The sequence below is a fragment of the Pararhodobacter sp. CCB-MM2 genome (assembly GCF_001691415.1).
GTDB lineage: Bacteria > Pseudomonadota > Alphaproteobacteria > Rhodobacterales > Rhodobacteraceae > Pararhodobacter.
On sequence record NZ_LRRR01000010.1, the window covers coordinates 103,040 to 125,653 of the forward strand.

Below are 22,614 nucleotides of genomic sequence, written 5' to 3' on the forward strand. Positions count from 1 at the left end.
ACGCAAATGATCGTGGCGCAGGACGCAAAGACGCAGCTGAGACGCAGGATTACCGTTCCCGATGACGCGCTTATCGACGCATCACGGGAGGAATTCATGCTCGACAAGACCCTGACCATCGGTGGGGAACAAACCGCCACCGCCGGCACCTTCGCCGTTCACAACCCCAGCACCGGCGCCGTGGTGGCACAGGTCCCCAATGCCACCGAGGACACGCTCAACGCCGCTGTCGCCGCCGCCAAGGCGGCCTTCCCGGCTTGGGCCGCGACGCCGGATGGCGAGCGTCAGGAGATCTGTCGCAAGATCGCCGGCGTGATCGGCGCGCATGCCGAGGAACTCGCCACGCTGCTGACGCAGGAGCAGGGCAAGCCGCTCAACGGCCTCGGCTCGCGTTGGGAAGTGGGCGGTGCGCAGGGCTGGGCCGGCTATACCGCCGAGCTGTCGTTGCCGGTGAAGGTGCTGCAGGATGACGACAACGGCCTTGTGACGCTGGAGCGTCGTCCGTTGGGCGTGGTGGGCTCGATCACGCCTTGGAACTTCCCGCTGATGATCGCGATCTGGCATGTCGTGCCAGCGCTGCGGACCGGCAACACCGTGGTGATCAAGCCCTCGCCCAACACGCCGCTGGCGACGTTGAAGCTGGTGGAACTGCTCAACGAGATCCTGCCCGCGGGTGTGTTGAACATCGTCACTGGCGACGACAAGGCCGTGAACCTCGGCGCGCTGATGTCGGCGCATCCCGATATCCGCAAGATCATCTTCACCGGCTCCTGCGCCACCGGCCAGAAGGTCATGCAGAGTGCCGCACCGACGATGAAGCGGCTGACGCTGGAGATGGGCGGCAACGACGCGGGCATCGTGCTGCCCGATGCCGATCCACAGGCGATTGCCGAGGGCCTGTTCTGGGGCGCCTTCATCAACAACGGCCAGACCTGTGCGGCGATGAAGCGGCTTTATGTGCATGACAGCATCCACGATGCGGTCTGCGACGCGCTGGTCGCCTATGCCCGCAACATCCCCGTGGGCGACGGTATGGACGAGGGCAGCATCCTCGGGCCGGTGCAGAACCAGATGCAGTTCGACAAGTTCAAGCGCCTCGTCGACAGCGCCAAGGTGAACGGCCAAGTGCTGCTCGGCGGCGAGGCGGGCGAGGGGCTGTTCTTCCCGCCCACGATCATTGCCGGGCTGAAGAACGGCGATCCGCTGGTGGATGAGGAGCAATTCGGCCCGGCCCTGCCGATCATCCGCTACACCGATGTCGAACAGGCGCTGGCCGATGCCAATGCGCTGGAGACGGGCCTCGGCGGCTCGATCTGGTCGCGCGACATCGCCGCCGCCCGTGCCTTGGCCGCGCGCATGGAATGCGGGTCGGTCTGGATCAACAAGCATGGCGCGATCCAGCCCAATGCCCCCTTCGGCGGGCGCAAGCAATCGGGGATGGGCGTCGAATTCGGCGAAGAAGGCCTGCTGGAATACACCGACATTCAGGTCGTCTTTTCCTGACACAACCCTCGCGGGCGGAGGCGCGAGGAGGCGCTCCCGCCCGCTATTATCAACGGGAGGAACCCATGACGAAAGACAACGATATCAAGCGCATGAGTCGGCGCAGTTTCTTGGGGCACACGGCTGTGGCCTCGGGCGTGCTGAGCCTCGGCGGGGGGCTCTGGGGCGCTTCGGTCAATCCGGCCGACGCGCAGGAGACCGACTTCGACTATGTCATCATCGGCGCCGGTAGTGCCGGCTGCGTGCTGGCCAACCGCCTGACCGAGGACGGCGCACGGGTGCTGCTTCTGGAAGCCGGCGGGCCGGATGCGACCGAGATGATCTCGACGCCGATGCGCCTGATCGAGCTCTGGGGCACCGAATACGACTGGGGCTACCAGACCGTGCCGCAGGAACACGCCGCGAACCGCCAGCTCTACTGGCCGCGCGGCAAGACGCTGGGCGGCTCGTCCTCGCTCAACGGGATGATCTATGTGCGGGGGAATGCCTCGGATTACGACGGCTGGGCCCGCGATTTCGGCTGCGAGGGCTGGGATTACGCCTCGGTGCTATCGTACTTCCGCAAGTCCGAGGACTTCTCGCGCGGTGAGGATGAATACCATGGCGCCGGCGGCCTGCTGCATGTCACGGCCGATTTCGAACCGCATCCCGTGACCCGTGCCATTGTCGAGGCCGCGCAGGAAGCCGGCCACCCGCTGAACGAGGACACCAACGGCGCGCAGCAGGATGGCGTAGCCTATGTCGATCTGAACACGAAGGACGGGCAGCGCGCCTCGACCGCCGTGGCCTTCCTGCGCCCGGCGCTGGAGCGTGAGGGCCTGACCCTGATCACCAATGCCCGCGTCTTGAACGTCGTGCTGGACGGCGAACGCGCCACCGGTGTGCGCTACCTGCAGGAGGGTGAGGAGCGGCAGGTTTCGGCCTCGCGTGAGGTCATCGTTTGCGGCGGCGCGATCGAGAGCCCGCGCATCCTGATGATGTCCGGCATCGGCCCCCGTGCCCATCTGGAAGAGGTCGGCATCGAGGTCCGCCATGACCTGCCGGGCGTCGGCCAGAACCTTAATGACCACACGCTCTGCCCGGTGATTTACGAGGGCGCGCAAGAGATCCCGGCGCCGTCCGACATGGCGATCACCGTGCTGCATGCGCATCTGTTCCTGCGCTCGGACCCGTCGCTGCCGGGGCCGGACATGCAACCGCTGTTCTTCCACGTCCCCTATTACACGCCGGAGATGGAGCAACCGACCGGCAATGCCTTCACCCTCAATGCCTCGGGCGTGCAGCCGGCCTCGGCGGGCGAGATCCGTCTGACGGGGTCGTCGATCGACGATCCCCTGCACATCGACCCCAAGGTGCTGTCCGACAGCCATGACGTCGACATTCTGGTGATGAACATCCGCCAGATGCGCGAGATCGCGCAGCAGCCGGCGCTGGCCGCATGGAAAGGGCGCGAGATCTATCCCGGCGAGCATGTACAAAGCGACGAGGATCTGGCGGCCTATGCCCGCACGGCGGTGCTGTCCTATCACCACCAGAACGGCACCTGCGCCATGGGCACGGGCGAGAACGCGGTGGTCGATCCCGAGCTGCGCGTGCATGGCCTTCAGGGCTTGCGGGTGGTCGATGCCTCGATCTTCCCGCGCGTGCCTGCTGGCAACACCAATGCTCCGGTCATCATGGTCGCCGAGAAAGCCGCCGACATGATCAAGGCCGCGCATCGCTGACGCGGTCTGGCGTTGCGCCATCTGGCGTTACGCCGTCTGGCCCGCCCCTTGCTCCCGGGGGCGGGCTTTTTCATGCGGTTACTGAGCTCGAGACCCTTTGCGCAGCGCACCCGGCGCATGGCCGAAGCGTGCGCGGAAGCTGCGGTGAAAATGCGACAGGTCATTGTAGCCGGCATCCAGCGCGATTTCGGCCACGTTGCGTTCCGGCGTGGCCAACAGGCTGCGGCGCGCGCGCGTCAACCGGGCTTCCTGTAGGACTTCGGTCACCGTCTCGCCCACCGCCGCGAACAGCCGTTGAAGCGAGCGACGCGACATCGACATGTCACGGCAAAGCTCATCGACGCCGTATTCGGCTTGCGCGGCCTTGGCCTCTATCAACGCGCGGGCCCGAGACAGGCGCTCCGTCACCCGGCCATCGAGGCTGGGCACCTCCAACTGGCGACAACGGACATAGGTGGCCAATAGTTCGACCAGCGTGTCGGACAGCTTGGTCATGGCCGGGGGATCGGCGGTGACAATCCGCGCCAGCACCGCCTCCAGTGCCGTCGACAAAGGGTCGGCGGGGTCGATGGGCAAGCCACCGATACCGGTCAGACCCAACCGGCGCAACGTCTCTTCACGCGGAAGATGCACCGAGATCTTCCGGGTCAGGCCCCCGGTGTAGCGGAATTCGGACGGGAAGGCCGAATCCACCAGATGGAAGCTGCCGGGGAGCAGACGCGTCCGGGTCTCTCCTTGGCAGATCAGGCTCTCGCCGCTTTGCTGGTAGATCAGGAACAGATGCTTGGCCGGGTCCTTGCGGATCATCTCGGCATTGCGCCAGATCGCTTGAACCTCGGTGGCGACGATGGCTGCGTCGAACAGGCCGAAGTCGCGGGTCTCGATGGCGCCGTTGAACGTGTCAGACCGGCAGTTTGCTTCCAGATTGAACCTTCCGCAGACCGCGACCAAAGCGTCACGGGCCGCGTCGATGCTGACGGGCACGGCAGCGGAAAATGCCTCCGCACCTCGGATCGAGGCCGGTTGTACCATCTTGACTCCTCCCCTGATGCGAAGGGTCCGAAAACCTCGCATCCAAAAGTAATCTTAAGGGAATGCTGTCATCATGTGCAATCAACAAGGCGCCGTTCTCGATCGCCCGGGCGCGCAGCAGCGCGTGCCGATGCGCCTCGCCAGTGGTGCGGGTGAAGGCCGCCGGCACGAACAGCAGCTGCGCGCCAGCGGTGGCATAGCGGCGAAACAGGTCCGCGATGCGCAGGTCGTAGCAAATAGCCAGACCGCTCACCAAGCCGCCGACCACGCCCAGAACGAGGGTCTTCACGGCTTTCATATCCAGCACGTCTTCGACAACGGCCAGAGGCAGGTTGCCGTCGCCGAGAGGCGTTGTTGAGCGAATTGGCTGCCGGCCGCTATGATCCTTTTTCCGTTTTTCATTCAGCCAACGGCTATGATCTCGGGGGCGCCGAGGGCGTCGTATCTGTTCATGATGTCGATGCGGATTTGGATTTCTGCGGTCTGCCGATCTGGGGCGCGCGAGGCGATGCGCACGCTGAACGGCTTGAGGCAGTTCATCCGTGCTTCTTCCCGTCTTCGGACGTGGTAGCCGACTGAACGCTTCCAGTTGACCCTTCCCAAGCGCCGCGTCTCTTGCAGGATGTCGTTGCGTACGCCGGTGGCCGGGCAATCCTCTTTCCAGACGCGACCGTTCCGCCGGATAGGTATCCGCGCTTCGGCCCCCCGCTCGACGATCGCACCATGGCATCGTCTGGTGTCATCGGCCCCGTCCGCCGTGACCGAGCCGATCTCTTCCTCTTCGGGGAGCGGCGCCAACAGGTCTGGCAGCACCGGTCTATCGCCCTGCCTGCTCGACGTGAATTCGACGGCAGGAACATCACCGGTCTGCGTATCCATGCCGATATGAACCTTGCGCCGCACGCCATGGTTTCTCGAACTAGTGGCGAAACATGGCGCGCCTTGCGGCGGGGCGTACCATGCTTGCGCGCCAGCCACTCGCCATCGCCGCGGCACTTGATGCCAGTCCAGCCCCGCCATCTCGATCAGGCTGGCGACCAACCCGACCGTTTGTCGCAGCGGCAAGCCGAACAGCACCTTCAAAGTCAGGCAGGTCTGGATCGCGCACTCGGAGGACGTTTCCGGATGACCACGCTTTCCGGTCTTCGCTGCATGCCAAGCCATCGTCGAGTCGAACCAGATCGAGAGCGAACCTCGGCGGCGAAGCGCAGCATTGCAGGCGGGCCAGTTCGTCGTGCGGCAGCGGAAAGAAGAGGGCTTCGGCATGGTGCGACGCTAACAGTCAGGAGTCACGACGTGAATCCGTCTCGCCGATATGTGCAACAACGTCCTGAGTAGGGCAGCTGCTTGATCCTGCGCCGCTTCACACGGGGCTCAGGTGCTGGAGCGCATCACGGCCACTGTGCCCCGAGACTGGCAAGAACGGTGTCCTTGCAACCTCGTGCAGTGCCGTAGACACAGGCAAGCCAGCCGTTAATGATATAGGCGAGGCCGCGCTGGGCCTTGCACCCGGACAGGATGGCCCTCGGGCGACAACTGCTAACCGGCCCATGTCGAAAGGACAGGATCATGCCATCGCGGGCAACTCCGAATGTCGCGGAATTCTGGCGCATTGATATCGAGGGCTTCTGGGCCGGAAACTGGCGCACGTCTGTTCAGCCTTGGCGCCAGGCACTGGCCGAGATGATCGGCATCGACATCGATTACAGCGTGGTTGCTCGCAACGTCGAAGCACCGAACAGTTCTTCTTCGCCGCTCATTCAAGTCTTGGAAGCGCAAGGCAGTGGGGGATCGAATGCGGTCTCTATTACCGACGATATGCGCCGAGGCCTTTGGGAGGAGACCCCAGACGAGCCGCTCTTGGTTCTGCTCTTGCTGAACCTGCCCGGTGCGGCCCTGCCTGCCCGGCACGCAAAGGCAATACTGGGGCGCCTTCAGGAATTGACGCCGCTTATCGAGGGGCTCGATCCCTCTGCCGAATACGGGTTCCATCTCTATGATGTTCATGCTGCGGCATTGCGGTTCTTTGCTCTGCAAGCGCAAACCGAACGCGATCTTCCGGTTCGCGCAGAATACCTCAGCGCTGACGGTGATTTCTTCCTCCCGTAACGCCCATCATGCGGGCCATGAACACTTTGGCCCGCATGCGGCTATCCACTCCGGCGGGCTGTGTTCTTCTGATCACTTGCATATGGCAGTCGTCGTCGGGTTTGGGCCGTCAAAGGCCGATCATCACTTCTAGACCTCGCCCGTGCCGAGACCCTATCGCCTTCTGATCCACAGGATTTGCCCAGAGGGCTGGGAGGGCCTCCAGCAAGTCCTTCAGGCAGAATAGGAGAAAGGGCGACCGGCCGGATCACGGCACGTATCGCCCCTTCGGCGTGTTGCAGAGGGTATCAGGCGAGGAAGCTCTCGATCGTCCGGATCGTGCCGTCGAGGGCCGTGCCTTTTTCGTCCTGCAGGGCCGAGGTGATCAAGCGGCGGGCCCAGTCGGCGGCATCGTCCCGGCCCTCGACCAAGGTGATGGCAGCCATGACGCGGTCGAACTTGGCCTGTCCGCGCGCGTGGGTGTCGGAATAGCCTTTCACCAGCCGCCGGACCTGCAACGTGACGGTCGCCAGTGCCAGATCGCGCGGGGCGCGGGCTAGGGCCGCCTCGAACCAACGGTCGAGATGCGCCATCTCGTCGGCGTGGCGCAGGCTGCGCATTCGCCAGCTGCGCATCGAGGCCAGGGCATGCAGCTGCAGGAAGGGCAGCAGCCGGTCTGTCCGGAGCCTGCGCCCCTTGTTCACACGCCGGTCGATGAAGCCCAACAGCCGGGGGCGGTCCATGATCGCCTGACCCAAAGCGCGCGGCAGAAGCGAGACGACTTCCTCGGCCCGTGGATGGGTGAATTCGGTCAGTTGCATCACCTCGGCCCCGCCCATCTCGGCGCGAATGCGGTCCAGCCGTTCGGGCCGGGTCTTGGCGTCGGCGACGCGGATCACGTCGTCATAGGCCATGGCATTCGCCAGATACTTGGCCGCCGCGATCGAGAAGGCCGCGTCGCTTCCGCTGTCGGCACGAACCGCGCGTTCCAGCCGGTCGAGATACTGCGCTCCATAGGCGAGGTCCTGAAAATCGACCACCTTGCGCAGCCCGGCCATTGCCATCGGGCGCAGCGGCGCGGCGAGGCTGTCGACGCGCTCCACCAGCGTCTGCCAACCCTGCGTCAACTTTGTCGGGCCTTGGGCCGCGCCGCCGGTCTTGGGCAGCGAGGACAGGACCGGCGCGGGCACGTTCCCGGCCAGCGCGGCCTCGCGGCCCGCAGCGAAGGCGCGCAGCGAGGCGTCGACCCCCTTGCCGCTGGCGCGGATGGCGGCCTCGAAGGCTTCGGTCGGGAACGGCAGGGCGCCCGATCCCGCGAGCGCGCCGAACAGGCTGGCCGAGATCACCGAGCCGGCCTGCAACGCCGCCGCCTCGAAATCCGCCAGCACCAGCCCGCGCGCCGCGACCTCGGCGGCGGCGCGGACTTCGGCAGCGTCCGCGATGCCGTCGCCGGGCACCATCTTCTCGCTGACCGCAAGCGCGCGGTGCGTCGAGGCGATCAGCACCGTTCGGTCGGGCGTGACGAAGCCGCGCAGGATCGCGCGCCCGGCTTCCATCATCTCGGCCGCGATCATCACATCGACATCGCCCGCTGCGGGCGCGAGCGAGAATACCGGCGCGACCGGGCCTTGCGGGGCCATCTCCAGATAATAGATCGTCGCGCCCGTCCGCTGTGCCACACCCGCGACCGAGGTCGCCTGAACGGCATAGCCCTGCGCGCGGGCGAGGCTTTCGATCCAGCCGCCGAGGACGCCGCCGCCCTGTCCGCCCACGGCCAGGATCGCCAGTTTGATCACGCTGCCGGACTCGGCGGGCGGGGGAAAATTCGCGCTCATGCCGCAGTCTCCTCGAAGCTCAGGCGACGGGACTGACGACGTCGCGCCAGCCAGCCGATCAGCCCCTGCCGCCAGCCGTTCAGGCGGCGCTCGACGGGGCTGGGATTATGGATCACCCGCGCCTCGTAGAACGAGGGGCAGAGCACGGCGGCCTCGGAAACCTCGCCGCAATTGCCGCAGCCGACGCAGCTGGTGTCGATCGAGGCGACGGGATCGTCACGCAGCGGGTCATCCAGCTTTTTCAACGACAGCGAGGGGCAGCCCGACAGGCGGATGCAGGCGTGATCGCCCGTGCAGACCGCCTCGTCGACGCCAAAGCGCGGCGCCTCGACGCGCCGACCCTCACGGATCGCGGCATTGCGCAGGGGCTTCTCGCGCCGCTGCTTGTTCAGCATGCATTCTGACGAGGCGACGATGACCTTGGGGCCAGGCGTGTCGGTGGTCAGGGCCTCGCGGAAGATGTCGCGCAGGCCGGCCACGTCATAGGTCCGGTCGACCTGCCGCACCCAGTCGATGCCGATGCCTTTCAGGGCCTTGGAAATTGGGTTGTTGGTGGCCTTGGTCGGGTTCTTCGCGCGCGAGGACATCACGTCCTGTCCACCGGTAGCCGCCGAGTAGTAATTGTCGACCACTACCGCCACGCCGTCCGATTTGTTGAACGCCATGTTGCCGAAGGACGAGGACAGGCCGTTATGCCAGAAGCCCCCGTCGCCGATCACCGCGATCGAGCGTTTCTCGGCCCCGCCCGCCTTGCCGCCGTCGAAGGCCGCGTTCGAGGCCGGCCCGAGGCCATAGCCCATCGTCGCGCCACCGATGTTGAAGGGCGGCAACGAGGCAAAGAGGTGGCAGCCGATATCGGCGCTGATCTGGTGCTCGCCCAGTTCCTTTTGCACCAGCTTCATCGCCGCGAAGATCGGGCGTTCGGGGCAGCCGGTACAAAAGCCGGGCGGGCGGATCGGCACGGTCTTGGATAGGTCGGGGATCGCCGGCGCCTCGGTATTGGGGGCGCGGACCTGCGCGGGCAGGGCCTCGGCGGCATAGCGGCGCAGGAAGGTCTCGAGCGCGTCGAGCATCACTTGGCCGGTATATTCCCCGACCATCGGGAAGATGTCCTTGCCGTGCAGGCGCGTGGTCGCCCCCGAGCGCAGCATCATCGTGGCGAAGGCCTGTTCGATGAATTCGGGCTGGCCTTCCTCGACCACCAGAACGGCCTGCTTCCCCTCGCAGAAGCGGGCGTATTCGTCGGGCAACAGCGGGTAGGTGACGTTCAGGCAATAGATCGGCACCTGCGTGTTGCCGTAGAGATCGGCAAGGCCAAGGCGCTGCAACGCCCGGATCACGCCGTTGTACATGCCGCCCTGACAGACGATGCCGACCGGCGCCTCACCGGGGCCGAAGACCTCGTTCAGCCGGTTCTCGCGGATGAAGCGCTCGGCGGCGGGCCAGCGGTTGTTGATCTTGTCATGCTCCTGCGCATAGCTCATCGGTGGCAGCACGATGCGCGAGACGTCGCGCTGCGGCGTCGCCAGCGCTTCGCGCACGCTGAGCGGCGGGCGGACATTGTCCGAGGCGGTGAACTGGCCGGTCACATGGCAGGCGCGGATGCGGACCATCAGCATCACGGGCGTGTTCGAGGCCTCGGACAAGGCAAAGCCATCGCCCACCGCCTTGACGATCGAGGGCAGGTTCGGGCGCGGGTCCAGCAACCAGAATTGCGACTTCATAGCGAAGGCGTGGCTGCGCTCCTGCATGATGCTGGAGCCCTCGCCGTAATCCTCGCCGACGATGACCAGCGCCCCGCCGGTCACGCCCGAGGAGGCGAGGTTGGCCAAGGCGTCAGACGCAACGTTCACGCCCACCGGCCCCTTGAAGGTCACCGCCCCCCGGATCGGATAATGCACCGAGGCTGCCAGCATCGCCGCGGCGGCGGCCTCGGACGCATTGGCCTCGAAGCGTACATCCAGCTCGGACAGCAGCTCTTCGGCATCGGCCAGCACATCCATCAGATGGCTGATCGGCGCGCCCTGATAGCCGCCGACATAGCCCACGCCATTCTCCAGCAGCGCCTTGGTGATCGCCAGAATGCCTTCGCCCGTGAACGTCTCGCCCGCGCCCAGCCGCAGGTGTTTGACTTCCGCCTTAAACGACCGTTCCGCCATGCTTTTCTACCCGTTCCGTCTTATTCCGAGGGCGCGGTGTTCGACCACAGGATCGGCCCGCCTTCTTGTTCGTAAGCCATGCCCTGCGGGAACGAGATCGCTTCGAACTGCAATCCCCAGGGCGCCGAGAAATATAGGATGCTCTGACCCGCCGCGGGGCCGTCATTGACCGGCAGCGGGCCCATGTTGCTCTGGATGCCGGCGGCGCGCAGCGAGGTCGCCGCCGCGTCGATATCGTCGACATAGAACGCGATGTGATAGGCGCCGATGTCGCTGTTGCGCTGACGCAGCACCGCCTGATCGGGGGCCTCGTATTGGAACAGCTCGATATTGCTGCCGAAGCCGCAGCGCAGGAGCCGGATTTCGGAAATCACCGCGCGCGGATCGACGCCCAGCAGATCCTGCATGAACGTCCCCTCGTCATCGCGGAAGGGGCCGAAGGCCGTGGCGCGTTCGCAGCCGAGCACGCCGGTGAAGAACGCCTCGGCCTGATCGAGATCCGGCACGGTGAGACCGATGTGGTTGACGCCGCGAATGCCGGGGATCGGATCGGCCAGCGCGGGCGATGCCAGCGCGGCAAGAACAGGGAACGCGACGAGGAACTTCATGGTCTTCTCCCTTCCGGGCCGAGGCTCAGAACTCGTGTTTGCGGATGTTGCGCAGCATCTTCTGCAGCGTGCCGAGGAACGCCTGCCTTTCGTCATCCGGGATGCCGCGGAACATGACGTCCTGCGCATCGGTCAGATGTGGCCAGAGCCCTTCGAACAGGGCCCGCCCGGCGGCGGTGATATGGATGCGCGTCGCACGGCTGTCGTTGGCATCGGATTCCCGACGGACGAGGCCGTCGGCCTCCAGCTGGTCCAGCGCGCGGCTGAGCGTCGATTGCTCGGTCACCGCATAGACCGCGAGTTCGCGGATCAGCGGGGCCTGCACCACCGACAGCACCGCCAGCGCGCGCATCTTGGGCGTCGAGAGGCCACTCTTGCCGAGGGCGGCGCGGATCTCGGCGTTATAGCGTCCCATGATCCTGTTCATGAGATAGGGCGCGAAGCCCTCGAGCCCCGTTTCCCCCAGCCGTGTCCGTCTCTTGCCCTGATCGCTCATGCCCCAAGCCTCTTCGCCGCGTTGAACCCTGATCCGCCGCCGAGGCCGGGCCCCGGATGCGTCGAAGCTCCGATATGGATCAGGCCGCGCACAGGTCCAACCCCGTTGGTCGAATGGGCGAAGGGACGCCAGATGAAGAACTGGTCGATGCCGCAGTGACCGCCGTAGGGGTCACCGCCGACAAGGTTGATGTTGAGCGCCTGAAGATCGGCCGGGGAATAGGCCCGGCGCGCCAGCTTGATCTGATCGAAATCCTTGATGTGCCGGGCAAGGATCGCCTCGATGCGGTCGGCAAAGGCCTCGCGCGTCGCCTCGTCCCAGTTGCGGCCGGGGATCGCGCCTGCAGCGTCGCCCTTGATCACGCGCGGCGCGTCCGGGATCTGCAGCCACAAGATCGCCTTGCCCGCAGGGCAGCGGGTCGGGTCCAGCCTTGAGGGTTGGCCGACGCAGATCGTCGGGGTCTCGGGGAAGAGGCCGCGCTCGGCCTCGTTGGCGGATTTTGACACCGCGTCGATCCCGTCCGAGAGGTGGATCAGCGCCACGTCCTCAAGGCCCAGGCTCAGCCATTCCGGCGCGCGGTCCAGCGCGAAATGAAGCTGGAAATTGCCCCGCCCGTGCCGGAAGTCCGGCAAGGCCTTGCGGTCTTCGCTGAGTTGCTGGTCGGGCAGAAGCCGCTCGTACAGCTGTCCCGGCGCGACCGAGGCCAGCACCGAGCGCGTGGCGATCGTCTCGCCCGTGGTCAGGGTGACGCCGGTGACACGGCCGTCGGCGACCTCGATCTTGGCCACGTCGGCACCCGTGCGAAAGCTGCCGCCATGGGCTTTGATGAGGGACTCGAACGCGGCAACCGCCGCGCCCGAGCCGCCTTTGACCACCGGCGCCCCGGCGGCCTCCAGCGCAAAGGCAATCACCTTGCCCATTTGCGCCGAATAGGTGGATTCCGGCGTCAGCCCGCAATGCAGCACCCACGGTGCCCAAAGTGCCTGAACCAGCGGGCTGCGATAGCGCGCCTCCAGCCAGCCCCGGGCGGGGGCGAGGGCCTGACCCATCCAGCCCGCAAGGCCCCGCAAGCCCCGTCGGCGCACTTGCCCGAACAGCAGCCGCGCCGTGGACCACGACCACAGCGCGCCACCGAGCAGCCCGAACAGGAAGGGCGCATCGGCCCCGATCTGGCCGGTGTCGGCGGCATGCTGATCGCCATCGCCCGCGGCCAGGGCATTGAAGGTGTTGCGGTTCTGCGCCGGGTCCATGGTCAGCACCAGCGCGCTGCCATCGGGTCGCAGCACCGCGGTCGGATGCGGGCTGTGACAATACTCGAACCCGTGCTTGGCCAGATGCGGACCCAGCGCCGCCCCGGCGGGCGAGGTCATGAACAGCACCCAGGTCGCGGCCATCACGTCATGCTGGAAGCCGGGCAGGGTCGCCGCCTCGGTCAGGAGGCAGCCGCCCAGACGGTCCTCGCGCTCGAGAACCGTGACCTTGTGGCCCTTCAGCGCCAGCAAGGCCGCGGCGACGAGCCCGTTGATACCGGACCCGATGATGACGTGATCGGCCGCCATCGCCCTCAGCCCCGCGGCACCAGCGCCAGAGCGCGGATCGGCGAGCCGGTGCCCTGGACGATCTTCAGCGGCGCCGCGATGAGGATCGCGCCCTTGGCCGGCAGCTTGTCGAGATTGGCCAACGAGGCGAGGCCGAAGCAATTGTTGGCGTGCAAGAGGTTATGCGCGGGGAAGGGCGGGGTCATGCCGCCCGCAAGGCCCGCATCAGTGCCGATGCACTGGCTGCCCCAGCCGACGATGCCCTTGGCGATCAGGTGCTGGATGGCCTCGGCGGTCGGTCCCGGCGTATGCGGCCCGGTCTCGTTCGCGTTGAGGAACAGCCCCTCGTCATGCGCGCGCTTGTCCCAGTCCGAGCGCAGCACGACCCATTCGCCGGCGTTGATCGCGCCGTGCTTGGCTTCCCAGGCGTCGATATGGTCGACGGTCAGCAGGAAATCCGGGTCGGCGGCGCATTCGGCGCTGAAATCCAGCACGTTGACCGGGGCCACCACACGTTTGATGTCCAGCGTGTCGGTATAGCCGTCCGAGTAGTCCTTGCCGGTGATCCAATGGTGGGGCGCGTCGAAATGCGTGCCCGAATGCTCGCCCAGCTCCAGCCAGTTCCAGGCCCAGAAGGGACCGTCCTGATCGTATTCGCTGATGCGGTGGATCTTGATCGGCGGCGTGTCCTTGGCAAGTTCGGGCGGCAGTTTCAGAAGCGGGGTGTCCGGGCCCAGCGTGCCGGTGCAATCCACCACCTCGATCCCGCCGGTGGCCAGAAGGCCGGCAAGCTCGCTCAAAACATTGGCTGCAGTCATGTCGATTCTCCCTGTCGCAAGCCTGTCTCGGCTCTTCATAAAATCAGACTAGACAGGTTTATATGCATTTGCAAATATCATTTCGACTCGTGGGGGCTTGCTGTGGACGATCTCGATGCGGTGCTAATCGGTGCCGGACATAATTCTCTGGCCTGTGCTTTGACCCTCGTGTCGAAGGGATGGCGCGTCGCCGTTTTCGAGCGGGCCTCCGTCCCGGGAGGCGCGGTGAAGAGTGGCGCCTATACAGAGCCGGGATTTCGCCACGATTGGGCGGCGATGAACCTGTCCTTGTTCGCGGGAAGCCAATTCCATAAGGATTTTGCGGCAGAACTGGCCGGGCATGGTCTGTCTTTCGTGCCCGTATCCCGGCCCTTTGCCTCGGCCTTTCCGGATGGCAGCTTTCTGGGCATCGAGATGGATGCCGCCACCAATCGCGCGCGCATCGCCGCGCTGTCCGAGGCCGATGCCCAGACCTGGGATCGCCTGAGTGCCAGTTTCCCCGAGCGCGCCGAGGACGTCTTCGCGCTTCTCGGTGCTCGCATGAAGATGTATGCATTAGCATCTTTCCTCTGGGGCCTCTGGCGTCGCCGCGGCATTGCCGGGGCGCTGGAGCTGGCGCGGTTCTTGTTGTCCACCCCGCGCGCTTGGCTGACCGAGACCTTCGTCTCCGAGAAGCTGCAGGCGATGCTGGGGGCCTGGGGCATGCATCTGGATTATGCGCCCGACAGCGCCGGCGGGGCGCTGTTCCCTTATCTTGAAGGGATGGCGGGGCAGTCGTTCGGCATGGCCTTGGGGCAGGGCGGGGCGGACAGCGTCACCAAGGCTCTGGTCAAGGCGATCGAGGCCCGGGGCGGGCGCGTCGAATGCGGGGTCGAGGTCACCGGGATCGAACATCAGGGCAATGTCGTCCGCGCAATCACCCTGGCGGATGGCCGGCGCATCGCGGCGAAGAAGGCGGTGATCGCCAACCTTGCCCCCAAGGCGCTGGTCCGGCTGACCGGCGGGACCGGCAACGCGGGGTTCGATGCGCGGATGACGGGCTATGACCATGCGCCGGGCACGATGATGATCCATCTGGCGATGGACAGCCTGCCCGATTGGGCGGCGGGCGAGGCGTTGAAGGGCTTTGCCTATGTCCATCTGGCGCCCTCGCTCGACCAGATGGCGCGGACCTATCAGCAGGCCAAGGCGGGGCTTCTGCCTGATGAGCCGGTGATCGTTGTGGGCCAGCCCACCGTTTTCGATCCCTCCCGCGCGCCTGAGGGCAAGCATGTCCTGTGGATGCAGGTCCGCATGGTGCCGGGCATCATTCAAGGCGACGCGGCCGGTCGGATCGTGACACGCGACTGGGCCGAGGCCGCCGCGCCCATGGCCGAACGCGCGCTCGATATCCTCGAGCGGTATGCGCCCGGCGCGCGGGGCAAGATCCTCGGCCAGCGCATCGTCACGCCCGTCGAGCTGGAGGCCGACAACCCCAATCTGGTCGGCGGCGATCAGGTCTGCGGCAGCCACCATTTGGCGCAGCATTTCCTTTTCCGTCCTGCCCCCGGTCATGCCGATGGCAGCACACCGATCCGCAACCTGCACCTGACCGGGGCCGCCGTCTGGCCCGGGGCGGGGACCGGGGCGGGCTCGGGCTATCACCTCGCCAAGCGCCTGACATGAAACAGACCCCGATGAACGGGGCGTCCTCTCATAACCACGAACAACAGGGAAATTGCTTATGAAACTCTCACGCCGCAGTCTTTTGAAGATGAGCGCCGCCTCGGTGACGCTGAGCGTCGCCTTGCCGGCCTTCGCACAGGCCATCGACGAGCTGGTCATCGCCTATAACGTCAACCTGCCCAGCTGGGACCCGACCGTCGGTCCCTCGGCGGTCAACCCGACGATTCAGGGCCTGTATCAATCGGTCTTCGATCAGTTCATCCTGCAGCAGCCGGACCTGACCCCGGCGCCGGGCCTTCTGACCGACTGGGGCTGGAACGAGGATCGCACGCAGGTCTGGATGGATGTCCGCGAGGGCGTCAAATGGCATGACGGCTCGGATTTCACCGCCGAGGACGTCGCCTGGTCGCTGGCCCGTGCCGCCGATCCCGCCACCGGCAACCCGATCCAGTTCGTCTGGGGCACGCTGGCCAATCACCGGGTCGAGGGCAACCGCGTCATCGCCGATGTCGCCCAGTTCGATCCGACGATCTTCAAATGGATGTACTTCCTCACCGGCTACGTGCTACCCAAGGCCTATTACGAGCGCGTCGGCGCCGAGGGCTTCGAGGCCGCGCCGATCGGCACCGGCCCCTACAAGGTCGAGCAATACGAGCGCAACGCCTTCGTGCGGCTCCGCGCCAACGCCGATTACTGGAACGGCGTGCCGGAATTCGAGACCGTCACCATCCGCTTCGTCACCGATGCCGCCAGCCGCGTGGCCGAGGTGGAATCGGGCCGCAGCCATGTCACGCTGGAAATACCCTACGAGGAATACGACCGCCTGCGCGAACGCGCGGGGCTTGGGGGCGTCGCCACGCCGGTCTCGGACATCGCGATGATCTTCTTCAACGACATCGACGTGATGCTGGACGAGAACGTGCGCCGTGCCGCCGTGCATGCGGTGGACAAGCAGCTGATCATCGACCGCCTGCTCTCGGGCTATGGGGTGGCGATCAGCACGTTGGAGACGCCGGAATACGCGGCCTTCGATCCCTCGATCGAGGTGCCCTATGACCCGGATCTGGCGCGCGAACTGCTGGCGGCCTCGGGCTATTCCACCGACAATCCGGTGCGCTTCACCATCCAGACCACGCGCGGCTTCAAGCCCAAGGATTACGAGATGATCCAGGCCATCGTCGGCATGTGGCGCCGGGTCGGCATCGAGGCCGAGATCGAGGTTTACGAAGTCGCCCGACACTACGAGCTGCGCGCGGCGGACCAACTGGCGCCGGCGGCCTTCTACAACTGGGGCAATTCGGTCGGTGATCCGACGACCTCGACGGGCTTTGCCATGTTCGGCCCCTCGCCGCATTCGGTCTGGGACAGCCCCGACCTGATCGAGAAGATCGTGCCGCTCTGGGCCGAGCCGGACGAGGAGACCCGTATCGCGGGCTGGAAGGATGTCTCGCGCTATATCGCCGAGCACGCCTATGTGCTGCCGCTGTTGCAGTATGTGCAGCCGGTCCTGCACGCCTCGGGCGTCAATGTGGTGCCGCATGCCTCGGGCGCGCTGCTGCCGCATCTGATGACGCGCGCGTAAGACGCACGGGGGGCGGTGCGTTCCGCCCCCCGTCTGCCCGAGGTTCCCATGATCCTTCGCCGACTCCTGTCCCGGGTTGCGACCACGCTTGTCACGCTGTTCGGCGTGGCGGTGATCGTCTTCGCCGTGATCCGTATCGTTCCCGGCGACCCCGTCGCCATGATGTTGCCTCCCGGTGCGACCGAGGCCGATATCGCCCGCCTTCAGGCCTTCTACGGCCTCGACAAATCCATCCCCGAGCAGTTCTTCATCTGGTTGGGCGGGGTGGTGCAGGGCGATTTCGGCACCTCGATCACCACCCGCCAGCCGGTGCTGGGTCTGGTGCTGTCGCGGCTGCCGGCCACCCTGGAGCTGTCGGTGATGGCGCTGGTCATCGCCGTGGCGCTGGGTGGGCTGGTTGCCCTGACCGGCACGCGGCTGCGCTATACGCGGACCGAAGGCGCGCTGGACGTGGCCAATGGCATGGCGCTGAGCGTGCCTGATTTCCTCTGGGGGCTGGTGCTGATCCTGCTGTTCGGGGTGCTCTGGCCGGTCTTCACCATCTCGGGCCGCGTCTCGCCGCAACTGGTGCCGGAATTCGCCACCTCGTTCTTCCTGTTCGAAAGCGTCGTGCGGCTGCGCTTCGACCTCTGGCTCGATCTGGTGCAGCACATGCTGATGCCCGCCTTGGCGCTGGCCATTCCGCTGGCCGCGATCATCGGCCAATTGCTCAAGCAGAGCCTCAAGGAAACCATGCATCTCGACTATGTCACGCTGGCCCGCACCAAGGGCTACAGCGAGAACCAGGTGATCCTGCGCGAGGCCCTGCGCAACGCCGTGCTGCCGACGCTGACGCTGATCGGCGTGCAATTCACCTTCCTCATCGGCGGCACCGTCATCATCGAGCGGCTGTTCTCCTACGAGGGCCTCGGCAACATGGCAATCGACGCGGTGATCAACCGTGACCTGCCGCTCATTCAGGGGATCGTCCTCTTGTTCGCGCTGCTGTTCACGCTGGTGAACCTTGCCGTCGACCTACTTTATGCCGTGCTGAACCCGAGGTTGCGCCATGCTTGACGGACGCTCCCTTGTGAAACGCACGGCCGGGCTGCGGCTCTGGCTGTCGGCCGGCTGGCTGACGGCGCTGGTGATTGGCGCGGTGCTGGCGCCCTGGATCGCGCCGCAGGACCCGCTGATGCAGGATCTCTTCACCAGCCGCCTGCCGCCCTTCTGGATGGACGGGGCCGAGCCGGGCTATTGGCTGGGCACTGACAGCCTTGGTCGCGATGTGCTGAGCCGCATCCTGTATGGCGGTCGGGTGGCGCTGATCGTGGCGCTGATCGCCGGCACCGCAACGGCGCTGATCGGCGCGACGCTAGGCCTGATCGCCGGCTATTTCCGGGGCTGGGCCGATCTGGTGATCTCGCGCCTCGTCGATATCTGGATGGCCTTCCCGCCGGTTCTGTTCGCCATCCTGCTGATCGCGGTGATGGGCACGGGGCTGACCTCGGTGGTGATCGCCATTATCGTCATCGACTGGACGCGCTTTGCCCGCGTGGTACGGGCCGAGGCTATGGCGCAGGGGGCGATGGACTATGTGGCCTCGGCGCAGGTGTCGGGACGGGGGCGGATGTCGACCCTGCTGACCGAGATCCTGCCCAACGTGCTGTCCACCATCACCGTACTTCTGACGCTGGAGATGGGCATCGCCGTGATCGTCGAGGCGATCCTGTCCTTCGTCAATCTCTCGGTCTCGACCGACGATCCGACCTGGGGCGGCATGATCGCCGAGGGGCGGCTGTCCATCCATCAGGCGTGGTGGGTGCTGGTCTTCCCGCTGATCGCGCTGTTCCTGACCGTCCTGTCCTTCTCGCAATTGGGCGAGGGGCTGAAAGACCGGTTCGACCCGGTGCTGCATTGAAAGGGCGGTCATGAGCTTTCTCAAAATCCGCGACCTCTCGGTCATCCTGCGCGGCACCAATCACCGCCTGCTGCGGGGCGTATCCCTCGATGTGGGCGCGACCGAGGTGATGGGCCTCGTGGGCGAATCCGGGGCCGGCAAGTCGATGATCGGCAAGGCGGTTCTGGGCATCCTGCCGCGCTCGGCGAAGATCGTCTCGGGCTCGATCGAGCTGGAGGGGGTGGACCTGTTGACACTGCCCCCCCGGCAACGGCGGCATATGATCGGGCAGAAGGCCGCGCTGATCCCGCAGGACCCACTGACCGCGCTGAACCCGGCGCGGCGGATCGGGCCGCAGATCTCGGACCGGTTGGTCGATATCCTGGGTTGGGTCCGTGCCCGTGCGCGCGCGCGGGCCGAGGAGATCCTGCACGACGTGCATATCCCGCAGCCCGAGCGCGTGTTGCGCTCCTATCCGCACGAGCTGTCGGGGGGGATGCGCCAGCGCGTGCTGATCGCCTCGGCCTTCGCGGCAGAGCCCCGGCTGATCGTCGCGGACGAGCCGACGACCGCACTGGACGTGACGGTGCAAAAGCAGATCCTGAAGCTGATCTTCGAGATGCAGGCGCGCCATGGCACGGCGCTGTTGTTCGTCACGCATGACCTTGGTGTCGTGTCGAAGATCTGCCAACGGCTGACCGTTCTCTATGGAGGGCTGGTGATGGAGGAGGCCGAGGTCGGCGCCTTCTTCGACACCCCCACACATCCCTATTCCCGCGCGCTTCTGGCCGCGACGCCCCGGCATACCGATCCTACGGCGGACCTGACCCCGGTCCCCGAGGCGGTGATCGCCGAGGCCCGTCGCGCGGTGGCCGAAGCCGACCAGAGGTGGCACGCATGAGCGCTCTCTATCAAATCGAGGATCTGCGCCTGTCGCTACCTGACATGACCCGCAAGCCGATGTTCGGCGCCGCGCCACGGATCGAGATCCTGAAGGGCATGTCCTTCACCATCCCCAAGGGGCAGGTGCTGGGCATCGTCGGCGGCTCGGGGTCGGGGAAATCCACTCTGGGCCGGGCGCTGGTGCGGCTGCTGGAGCCGACCTCGGGGTCTGTCCGGTTCGACGGCACCGACCTCACGCATCTGTCCGAGCCCGAGTTGCGGCCACTGCGCCATCGCTTCCAGATGATCTTTCAGGACCCAATGTCTTCGCTCAATCCGCGCATGTCGGTGGCCCGGATCATCGCCGCGCCGCTGTCGCTGCATGGCCGGCCCAACCCGCGCGAGGGCGCGCTGGAAGCACTGGAGCGCGTAGGCCTGCCGCGCAGCTTCGGCGCGCGCTTCCCGCACGAGCTGTCGGGCGGTCAGCGCCAGCGCGTCGGCATCGCCCGCGCCATCGCGCTGCGGCCGGATTTCATTCTGGCGGATGAGATCGTCTCAGGCCTCGATGTGTCCAGTCAGGCGCAGGTGCTGACGATCCTGCGGGATCTGGTGCGCGAGATGAACCTGACCTTGGCCTTCATCAGCCATGACCTCAGCGTGATCCGGCGCCTGTGTGACCGCGTGCTGGTGCTGCATCAGGGCGAGATCGTCGAGGATGCGGAATGCGAGGCGCTGTTTGCCGCGCCAAAGGCGGCCTATACGCGCGAATTGCTGGAAGCGATCCCCGAGCCCGATCCGAAGAAGCCGTGGTTCCAGCGCGCTAGCTGACGAATTTGTCGGCCAGCGCATCCTGCAGGGTCTGACGCGGGGTGCAGCCGAAGCGCGCGCGATAGATCCCGGCGAAACGGCCGAAATGGCCGAAGCCCCAGCGCGTGGCGATCTCGGTCACGCTGCTGCCGGGCAGGGCCGCCCGCAGATCGGCATCGGCCCGGTCCAGCCGTGCATCGCGCAGGAAGGCCATCGGTGTGGTGTCCTTGAATTTGCGGAACGCCAGTTGCAGCGTGCGGGCGCTGACCCCCACGGCCTGCGCGACATCCTCGAGCGCGATCGGCTGATCCACTTGCGCCAGCATGTAATCCTCGGCCTGACGCACCATGCGGGGCAGGGGCGCGGGGCCGCGGCTATGGGTCAACGCCTCGGAGAAGTTGTGCCGATGCGCTTCCAGCAGGCCGGTCATCAGCGTGCTCTCGATCTGGCGGCCCAGCAGGCTGCCGGGATGCAGCGCGGGCCGGCCGGCATCGGCCTCGGTCACCAGATAGAGGATCAGCGCCTTCAGGGCCGCGCCGCGCTGGCTGGTCAGATCCAGCGCCCCGGTGAAGGTCAAGGCGCGGTCTGGCCGGCCGGCGATCAGCCCGGACAGATGGGTGTTCAAGGCGGCGCGGTCGATCTGCAGCAGGACCTGCCGGCAGTCTTCGTCCCAGATCATCGTCGTCGCGTGATGCGGATTGAGCACCGCCGCCCGCGCGCGGTCCGATACATAGGTGTCAGCGCCATTGCGGATCGCGGCGGCGCCCGACAGCGGCATCTGCAGCAGGTAGAAATCCCGCAGCTCGCCCGGCGCGATCAGCGTCTTGGCGCCGTAGGAGATATAGTTCAGCGACAGGCGCTCGCCGCGCAGGTGATGATGGCACGCCTGAAACGCGCCGGGCCCGATCCGGTCCAGCCGATGCGGGCAGAACACGGCCGCGACGCGCTCGCGCGCCTCGTCAAGATCGTGGGTATGGAACAACGCGTGGGTGGCCAGAGGGGCCAGCGCGAGACTTGCCATGACAGCCTCCGAGGGGCCGGGGATTGCGTGACGCTAGCACCCGATACATGCGAATGCACATATTTTTTCGGTTGGATGAAGGTTTTTTCGTTTTTCGGATAGTCGGTGTGCTGGGTGGATAGTCAGCCCCGCCGGCCCTGCCAGACTGCCTGTCAAACAAGGCACAACAGGGGAAGAACATGCGAGGATTAGAGGGCAAGGTTGCCATCGTTCCGGGCGGGGCCACGAAGATCGGGCGCGCGGTGGTGGAGGCGTTCCAGCAGGCGGGCGTGCGGGTCATGGTGGCCGATATCGACGCCGAGGCGGGCCAGTCACTGGTCGCCGACACTGTGGGCTTCACCCGTTGCGATCTGCGCAGCGACGATGACATCGCGGCGCTGGTTCAGGCTACGCGCGACACCTATGGGCGGATCGATTTTCTCGTCAATGTCGCCTGTTCCTATCTGGACAACGGCGCGGACTCGCCCCGTGCGGAATGGCTGGAAGCGCTGGATGTGAACCTCGTGGGTTCGGTCATGCTGATGCAGGCCGCGCGCAAGGATCTGGCGGCGACCAAGGGCGCGATTGTCAATTTCGGCTCGATCTCGGCCCGCGTGGCGCAGACCGGGCGCTGGCTCTATCCGGTCAGCAAGGCCGCAATCCTGCAGCTCACGCGCAATCAGGCGATGGACCTCGCGCCCGAGGGTATCCGCGTCAACGCCGTCAGCCCCGGCTGGACCTGGTCCAACATCATGGACCAGCTGACCGGCGGTGATCGGGCAAAGACCGATGCCGTTGCCGCGCCCTTCCACCTGCTGGGAAGGGTGGGCGACCCTGAGGACGTGGCGAACACGGTGCTGTTTCTGTGCTCGGACGAGGCGCGGTTCATCACCGGGACCGATATCCGCGTGGACGGCGGCTATACCGCGATGGGCCCGGAACAGGCCGTCCCGGCGATCCCGAAACTGATGGAATAACAAAGAACAACAGGGAGAAGA

General features: G+C 66.0%; 20 protein-coding genes. 10 read left to right on the top strand and 10 right to left on the bottom strand.

Translation table 11 applies throughout. The annotated features are described in order from the left end of the window. Positions 1–96 precede the first annotated feature (96 nt). Together BCY78_RS12350 and BCY78_RS12355 are read left to right on the top strand one after the other, a co-directional pair. A complete protein-coding gene (locus BCY78_RS12350; protein ID WP_068302145.1) occupies positions 97–1,503 on the top strand; it encodes an aldehyde dehydrogenase family protein in 1,407 nt (468 codons plus the stop codon). Positions 1,504–1,568: 65 nt separating this feature from the next. Next, a complete protein-coding gene (locus BCY78_RS12355) occupies positions 1,569–3,227 on the top strand; it encodes a GMC family oxidoreductase (protein ID WP_083194993.1) in 1,659 nt (552 codons plus the stop codon). A gap of 78 nt (positions 3,228–3,305) precedes the next feature. Here BCY78_RS12355 and BCY78_RS12360 read toward each other — a convergent pair whose 3' ends face one another. From BCY78_RS12360 to BCY78_RS12370, 3 genes are all read right to left on the bottom strand, one after another. After that, on the bottom strand, positions 3,306–4,211 hold the full coding sequence (locus BCY78_RS12360) for a helix-turn-helix domain-containing protein (protein ID WP_158515931.1): 906 nt from the start codon (positions 4,209–4,211) through the stop codon (positions 3,306–3,308). Further along, positions 4,183–4,557 carry a nitrilase-related carbon-nitrogen hydrolase gene (locus tag BCY78_RS24630; RefSeq protein WP_083194995.1) on the bottom strand — a complete coding sequence of 125 codons (375 nt, stop codon included), beginning with the start codon at positions 4,555–4,557 and terminating at the stop codon, positions 4,183–4,185. Before BCY78_RS24630 ends, BCY78_RS12360 begins: the two co-directional genes overlap by 29 nt. A 104-nt stretch (positions 4,558–4,661) precedes the next feature. Next, entirely contained in the window at positions 4,662–5,525 is an 864-nt protein-coding gene (locus BCY78_RS12370) for a transposase (protein WP_068302151.1), read from the bottom strand. A 303-nt stretch (positions 5,526–5,828) separates the two neighbouring features. On the opposite strand from BCY78_RS12370, the gene BCY78_RS12375 reads away from it, so the two are divergent. Next, entirely contained in the window at positions 5,829–6,368 is a 540-nt protein-coding gene (locus tag BCY78_RS12375) for a hypothetical protein (protein ID WP_068302154.1), read from the top strand. Between the two features lie 287 nt (positions 6,369–6,655). Here BCY78_RS12375 and BCY78_RS12380 read toward each other — a convergent pair whose 3' ends face one another. The 6 genes from BCY78_RS12380 to BCY78_RS12405 are packed head-to-tail and all read right to left on the bottom strand — an operon-like array spanning position 6,656 to position 13,801. After that, the gene (locus BCY78_RS12380) at positions 6,656–8,182 is read right to left on the bottom strand and encodes an indolepyruvate oxidoreductase subunit beta family protein (protein WP_068302156.1); all 1,527 of its coding nucleotides are present in this window, start codon (positions 8,180–8,182) and stop codon (positions 6,656–6,658) included. Then, positions 8,179–10,341: an indolepyruvate ferredoxin oxidoreductase subunit alpha gene (locus tag BCY78_RS12385; protein WP_068302159.1), complete on the bottom strand. Its 2,163-nt coding sequence runs from the start codon at positions 10,339–10,341 to the stop codon at positions 8,179–8,181. Before BCY78_RS12385 ends, BCY78_RS12380 begins: the two co-directional genes overlap by 4 nt. Before the next feature lie 20 nt (positions 10,342–10,361). Then, on the bottom strand, positions 10,362–10,949 hold the full coding sequence (locus BCY78_RS12390) for a VOC family protein (RefSeq protein ID WP_068302165.1): 588 nt from the start codon (positions 10,947–10,949) through the stop codon (positions 10,362–10,364). Between the two features lie 25 nt (positions 10,950–10,974). Next, positions 10,975–11,445 carry a MarR family winged helix-turn-helix transcriptional regulator gene (locus tag BCY78_RS12395; RefSeq protein ID WP_068302170.1) on the bottom strand — a complete coding sequence of 157 codons (471 nt, stop codon included), beginning with the start codon at positions 11,443–11,445 and terminating at the stop codon, positions 10,975–10,977. After that, positions 11,442–13,004: an NAD(P)/FAD-dependent oxidoreductase gene (locus BCY78_RS12400; protein ID WP_068302172.1), complete on the bottom strand. Its 1,563-nt coding sequence runs from the start codon at positions 13,002–13,004 to the stop codon at positions 11,442–11,444. The genes BCY78_RS12395 and BCY78_RS12400 overlap by 4 nt, the downstream gene beginning before the upstream one ends. A gap of 5 nt (positions 13,005–13,009) precedes the next feature. Further along, positions 13,010–13,801, bottom strand: coding sequence for a cyclase family protein (locus BCY78_RS12405; RefSeq protein WP_068302174.1), 792 nt, complete (start codon positions 13,799–13,801; stop codon positions 13,010–13,012). A 102-nt stretch (positions 13,802–13,903) separates the two neighbouring features. On the opposite strand from BCY78_RS12405, the gene BCY78_RS12410 reads away from it, so the two are divergent. The 6 genes from BCY78_RS12410 (at position 13,904) to BCY78_RS12435 (ending at position 20,637) form a co-directional block, all read left to right on the top strand. Beyond that, positions 13,904–15,466, top strand: coding sequence for an NAD(P)/FAD-dependent oxidoreductase (locus BCY78_RS12410; RefSeq protein WP_068302176.1), 1,563 nt, complete (start codon positions 13,904–13,906; stop codon positions 15,464–15,466). Between the two features lie 88 nt (positions 15,467–15,554). Further along, positions 15,555–17,048: an ABC transporter substrate-binding protein gene (locus tag BCY78_RS12415; protein WP_233499394.1), complete on the top strand. Its 1,494-nt coding sequence runs from the start codon at positions 15,555–15,557 to the stop codon at positions 17,046–17,048. 48 nt (positions 17,049–17,096) lie between these two features. Beyond that, complete coding sequence (locus BCY78_RS12420) at positions 17,097–18,104, top strand: ABC transporter permease (protein ID WP_068302181.1); 1,008 nt, start codon at positions 17,097–17,099, stop codon at positions 18,102–18,104. After that, entirely contained in the window at positions 18,097–18,948 is an 852-nt protein-coding gene (locus tag BCY78_RS12425) for an ABC transporter permease (RefSeq protein ID WP_068302183.1), read from the top strand. The genes BCY78_RS12420 and BCY78_RS12425 overlap by 8 nt, the downstream gene beginning before the upstream one ends. Before the next feature lie 10 nt (positions 18,949–18,958). Further along, positions 18,959–19,828, top strand: coding sequence for an ABC transporter ATP-binding protein (locus BCY78_RS12430; RefSeq protein ID WP_068302188.1), 870 nt, complete (start codon positions 18,959–18,961; stop codon positions 19,826–19,828). Further along, the gene (locus BCY78_RS12435) at positions 19,825–20,637 is read left to right on the top strand and encodes an ABC transporter ATP-binding protein (protein ID WP_068302191.1); all 813 of its coding nucleotides are present in this window, start codon (positions 19,825–19,827) and stop codon (positions 20,635–20,637) included. Before BCY78_RS12430 ends, BCY78_RS12435 begins: the two co-directional genes overlap by 4 nt. Here the strand turns inward: BCY78_RS12435 and BCY78_RS12440 are convergent. Further along, positions 20,630–21,637 (bottom strand): AraC family transcriptional regulator, encoded by a 1,008-nt coding sequence (locus BCY78_RS12440; RefSeq protein WP_068302194.1) that lies wholly within the window; start codon positions 21,635–21,637, stop codon positions 20,630–20,632. The genes BCY78_RS12435 and BCY78_RS12440 overlap by 8 nt on opposite strands. 179 nt (positions 21,638–21,816) lie before the next feature. Between BCY78_RS12440 and BCY78_RS12445 the strand changes: the two genes are divergently transcribed. Beyond that, on the top strand, positions 21,817–22,593 hold the full coding sequence (locus tag BCY78_RS12445) for an SDR family oxidoreductase (RefSeq protein WP_068302196.1): 777 nt from the start codon (positions 21,817–21,819) through the stop codon (positions 22,591–22,593). The last annotated feature ends 21 nt before the right edge of the window (positions 22,594–22,614 follow it).